Here is a 4,311-nt window from a genome sequence, read left to right on the forward strand (position 1 = left end):
GCCCTCCAGCCGGGCGCCATGCAGCGCCAGCGCCAGCGCCTCGGTGCCGCCGCTGGTGAACACCAGCTGCTCGGGGGCGGCACCGGCAAAGGCCGCCACGGCATCGCGGCTGCGTTCCAGAAGCGCATGCGCGGCGCGTCCGCCGGCATGCACGCTGGCCGGATTGCCCAGCAGCGCCAGCGCCTCCAGCACCGCGACCTGCGCGGCCGCCGTCACCGGCGTGGTGGCGGCATGATCGAGATAGATGTGGCTTTTCATTGCAACAGCACTGTCCACCGCCATATAGGGCGCATCTCCCCCAATGTGCCAGAGAATGCAAACGCCATGCCCGAAGTGATTCTCGCCGGCCCGGAAGGGCGCCTCGAAGGCCGTTACCAGCCGGGCACATCCCCGCGCGCGCCGGTGGCGATCATCCTGCAGCCGCACCCGGCGCAGGGCACAATGAACCACCCGATCGTGCTGGCCCTCTATCAGACGTTCGTGAAGCGCGGCTTTGCGACGCTGCGCTTCAACTTCCGCGGTGTTGGCCGGTCGCAAGGCACGTTCGACAACGGCATCGGCGAGCTGTCGGATGCCGCCAGCGCGCTCGACTGGCTGCAGCAGTTCAACCCGGAAGCCCACACCACCTGGGTGGCGGGCTTTTCCTTCGGGGCCTGGATCGGCATGCAGCTGCTGATGCGCCGGCCCGAGATCAAGGGCTTCATCTCGATCGCGCCGCCGGCCAACATGTATGATTTCTCGTTCCTGGCGCCCTGCCCGTCGAGCGGGATCATCATCGACGGCGCGTCAGACGAAGTGGTGCCGCCGCCGGCCGTCCTCAAGCTGGTCGAAAAGCTGAAGACGCAGAAGCACATCACCATCCACCACGACACGATTCCCGGCGCCAACCACTTCTTCCAGAACGAGATGGAGCTGTTGATGGGCAGCGTGGATGGTTACCTTGACATGAGGCTGGCGAACGGCGGCCGCTAAGCCACCCGCCCGCCCGGCATCGGCTTCAGCACGCCCGTCGTCTCCGGCCAGCTTAGCGGCTTGCCGTCCAGCACCCGCACGGCCAGCCAGGCAAAGGCTTCGGCCTCCAGCGCGTCACCGTTCCAGCCGACCGCCTCAACCGGCTCGACGGGTACGCCGCAGCGGCGCGCAATCTCGGCCATCAGCACTGGGTTGAGTCGGCCACCGCCGGTCACCAGCAGGCGGCCAATCGGCGGCACATGGCCCAGCGCGAGACGCACCGTCTCGGCCGTGAAGGCGGTCAGCGTTGCCGCGCCATCGCCCGGTGACAGGCCGCGCAGGGCGCCGATGTCCCAGGCATTGCGGTCCAGCGATTTGGGCGGCGGCGCGTCGAACCAAGGATTGTCGGTGAGCGTCATCAGCACATTGTCGTGGGTGATGCCGCTCGCCGCCACCTGACCATCCTCGTCAAAGGCGCGCCCCGTGTAAGTGCGCACCCAGTCGTCGATCAAGGCGTTGCCCGGTCCGGTATCGAAGCTGCCCCAGCGTCCATCCTCGGCAAACCAGGTGAGGTTGCCGACGCCGCCGAGGTTCAGCACGCCCAGCGGGCGCCCAATCTCCTCAGAACGCGCCCGGTGATAGCCAGGCGCCAGCGGCGCGCCCTGGCCACCGGCGGCGACATCGGCGCTGCGGAAATCATGGGCGACTAGAATGCGGGTGGCGGCCTTCAGCGTCGCGCCATCGCCGATCTGCCAGGTCCAGCCGCCCAGATTGCCGTTTCTGTCGGGCCGGTGCGCGATGGTCTGGCCGTGAAAGCCGATCACCGCCACGTCGTCGCGGCGGGTGTGGGTTGCAGCCAGCAGCCGGTGCACGGCCATGGCGTGCAGGCCAGTCAATTCCTGTTCCACCGCATCGATCAGCGGATCGCGCCCGGGCGCCACCAGTTCGAGCGCGCGCGCCATGGCAGCGCGCAACCGCTGGCGGAAATCCGGCTCGTAGGCGAAGAACATGAAGGCCTGCGGGTTGACCACCCCCTCGCCATCGGTTTCCAGCAGCGCGGCATCGATCCCGTCCATCGATGTGCCGGACATCAGGCCAATGGCCAATCTCATCGTCATGCCGGGCAGGCTAGCGCAGCACAGGCGCGCTGCCTATAGACGGCAAGATGCTGCGCCTGTTCGCCGTTCTGCTGCTGTGGCTGGCCGGTCCTGCCGCAGCCAACCCACTCGCCGACCTCGTGGCCGGGACAGACACGCGCGCGCCGCAGCTGGCCGGCGTGGTCGGCCTTGTCGCCACCCGCGATGGCATCGTGAGGGCCGAGGCGCATGGGTTTGCCGACATCGCCGTCGGCCGCCGCCTGACGCTGGACAGCCCGGTGCGCGTCGCCTCGGTCTCCAAGCTGGTGGTGGCAATCGCGGTGTGGCGGCTGGTGGAGCAGGGCCGGCTCGATCTCGATGCAGATGTCTCGCGTGTCCTGGGCTGGCGTCTGCGCCACCCGGCGCATGCGAACGTGCCGGTGACGCTGCGCCAATTGCTCTCGCACACCAGCGGCATTGTCGATGGCCCCGGCTATGGCTTTGCGCTGGAAGACGCGCTGCGGGACCGGCTGACCCCGCAGCACTGGGGCCCGGCCGCGCCCGGCGGGCGCTTCGAATATGCGAACCTGAACTACGGCCTGATCGCCACCGTGATGGAGGCGACGACCGGCGAGCGTTTCGACCGGCTGATGCGCCGGCTGGTGCTGGAGCCATTGCGGCTGGACGCCGGCTACAACTGGCAGGGCGTGTCGGAGGCCGGCATCGCGCGCGCCGCCGTGCTCTACAGGAAGGGCCGTGACGAGGCCAACTGGAACCCCGCCGGGCCCTGGGTGGCGCAGGTGGATGACCTGAAGGGCGAGCGCCCGGCCTGCCCGGTGGCGAGCCGCGCCGGCTGCGCGCTCGATGCCTATGTGACGGGCACCAACGGCACGCTCTTCTCGCCCCAGGGTGGCCTGCGCATCAGCCTCAACGATCTGGCCACCATTGGCCGGCTGCTGCTGCGCGGCGGCGAGGTTGACGGCGTGCGGCTGCTGAAACCCGAAACGGTGAAAGCGATGATGACGCCCGTCTGGCAGGCTGGCGGACCGGTGCCAGGCGATGATTATGACGGCCAGATGCTCTGCTATGGCGCCGGGCCGCAGTGCCTTTCGGGCAAGGCCGGCGCCAGCGACCAGCCGGTTGCCCCGAATCCCCCGGGCGCGCGCTGGTGGGGGCACCTGGGTGATGCCTATGGGCTGTTGGCTGGTCTGTGGGTGGATCCGGCGGGCGGCCGGGTGATCGCCTATGCACTGACCGGCAGCGCCAGCGATCCGTTCAAGGCCCCCCGCCTAGTCTCGCACTTCACGCCGGCCGAGGACATCATCGTGGCAGAACTGGCGCGATGACCTGGCGGGGAATGGCGCGGCGGCGGCGGTCGTGGCAGGCTTGAGTCTCCACTGCGAGGAGGTTCGACCATGATCGGCTATTCGATGTTTGGCAGCAATGATCTGCCGCGCGCCTTTGCCTTCTATGATGCCGTGTTCGCCAGTGTCGGCATCGGCCGGCTGATGGAGTTTCCGACCGGCGCCGTGGCCTGGGGCACCAGCTGGACGGCCCCGATGGTGGCCATCGGGCCGCCGTTCGATGGCAAGCCGGCCACCGCTGGCAACGGCGCCATGATCGCCATCGCGGTTGATACCCGCGCAAAGGTGGATGCAATGTACCAGGCCGCACTGGCAGCGGGCGGCAGCGATGAAGGTGGCCCCGGCGTGCGTGGCGACGATGGCCCGCAGGCCTTCTATGCCGCCTATTTCCGCGATCCCGATGGCAACAAGCTGTGCGCCTTCCGGGTCGGGCCGGCCTGAGGCCTGAAGCGCTTGGGGATTTTGGCCTGAACGACCTTGCCATCATCACCGCCGAACTGCAGGCCCGCGACCGGGATCGCTGGCTGGCGTGTCTCTATGCGCCGGCAGCGGCCCGGCCGGGCCTCATCGCGCTGTTCGCGCTCGATTGCGAACTGGCCCAGCTGGTCGCCACCACCAGCGAGCCGCTGATCGGCGAGATCCGGCTGGCCTGGTGGCGGGAACGCCTGGGCGAACTGGATGCTGGCACGGCGCCGGCGCAGCCGCTGCTGCAGGCCCTGCTGGCCCATGCGCTGCCCGCCGTGTCGGGCGCGGAGCTTGCCGGGCTGGAGGACCGCTGGCTCGGCCTGATCGGCAGTGATGACGTGCCGGCCAGTCATGTCGACGGCGGCGGGTGCCTGTTTGCACTGGCCGCGCGCCTGCTCGGCGGCGACGGCGAGACGGCCGCCGCGCTGGGCCGCGCCTGGGCGGCGGGCGAGGCC

At 69.3% G+C, this 4,311-nt stretch carries 6 protein-coding genes; 4 read left to right on the top strand and 2 right to left on the bottom strand.

Translation table 11 applies throughout. From position 1 onward, the window contains the following. Positions 1-258, bottom strand: a 258-nt coding sequence (locus tag GJV64_RS11950; protein WP_164157436.1) for an aminotransferase class V-fold PLP-dependent enzyme, incomplete at its 3' end; no start/stop codon positions are given. A 66-nt stretch (positions 259-324) separates the two neighbouring features. Between GJV64_RS11950 and GJV64_RS11955 the strand changes: the two genes are divergently transcribed. Then, entirely contained in the window at positions 325-972 is a 648-nt protein-coding gene (locus GJV64_RS11955; RefSeq protein WP_164157437.1) for an alpha/beta hydrolase, read from the top strand. Here GJV64_RS11955 and GJV64_RS11960 read toward each other — a convergent pair. Further along, the gene (locus tag GJV64_RS11960) at positions 969-2,069 is read right to left on the bottom strand and encodes an anhydro-N-acetylmuramic acid kinase (RefSeq protein ID WP_164157438.1); all 1,101 of its coding nucleotides are present in this window, start codon (positions 2,067-2,069) and stop codon (positions 969-971) included. The two genes, GJV64_RS11955 and GJV64_RS11960, sit on opposite strands and share 4 nt — an antisense overlap. A 47-nt stretch (positions 2,070-2,116) precedes the next feature. Here GJV64_RS11960 and GJV64_RS11965 point away from each other — a divergent pair, with 47 nt between their 5' ends. The 3 genes from GJV64_RS11965 to GJV64_RS11975 all read left to right on the top strand — a co-directional run. Next, complete coding sequence (locus GJV64_RS11965) at positions 2,117-3,373, top strand: serine hydrolase domain-containing protein (protein ID WP_164157439.1); 1,257 nt, start codon at positions 2,117-2,119, stop codon at positions 3,371-3,373. A 69-nt stretch (positions 3,374-3,442) separates the two neighbouring features. Beyond that, a complete protein-coding gene (locus tag GJV64_RS11970; protein WP_164157440.1) occupies positions 3,443-3,832 on the top strand; it encodes a VOC family protein in 390 nt (129 codons plus the stop codon). After that, a partial coding sequence (locus tag GJV64_RS11975) for a squalene/phytoene synthase family protein (protein WP_164157441.1) occupies positions 3,805-4,311 on the top strand: 507 nt, incomplete at its 3' end. The genes GJV64_RS11970 and GJV64_RS11975, both read left to right, overlap by 28 nt.

This window comes from Sandarakinorhabdus rubra, assembly GCF_010994245.1.
GTDB lineage: Bacteria > Pseudomonadota > Alphaproteobacteria > Sphingomonadales > Sphingomonadaceae > Sandarakinorhabdus > Sandarakinorhabdus rubra.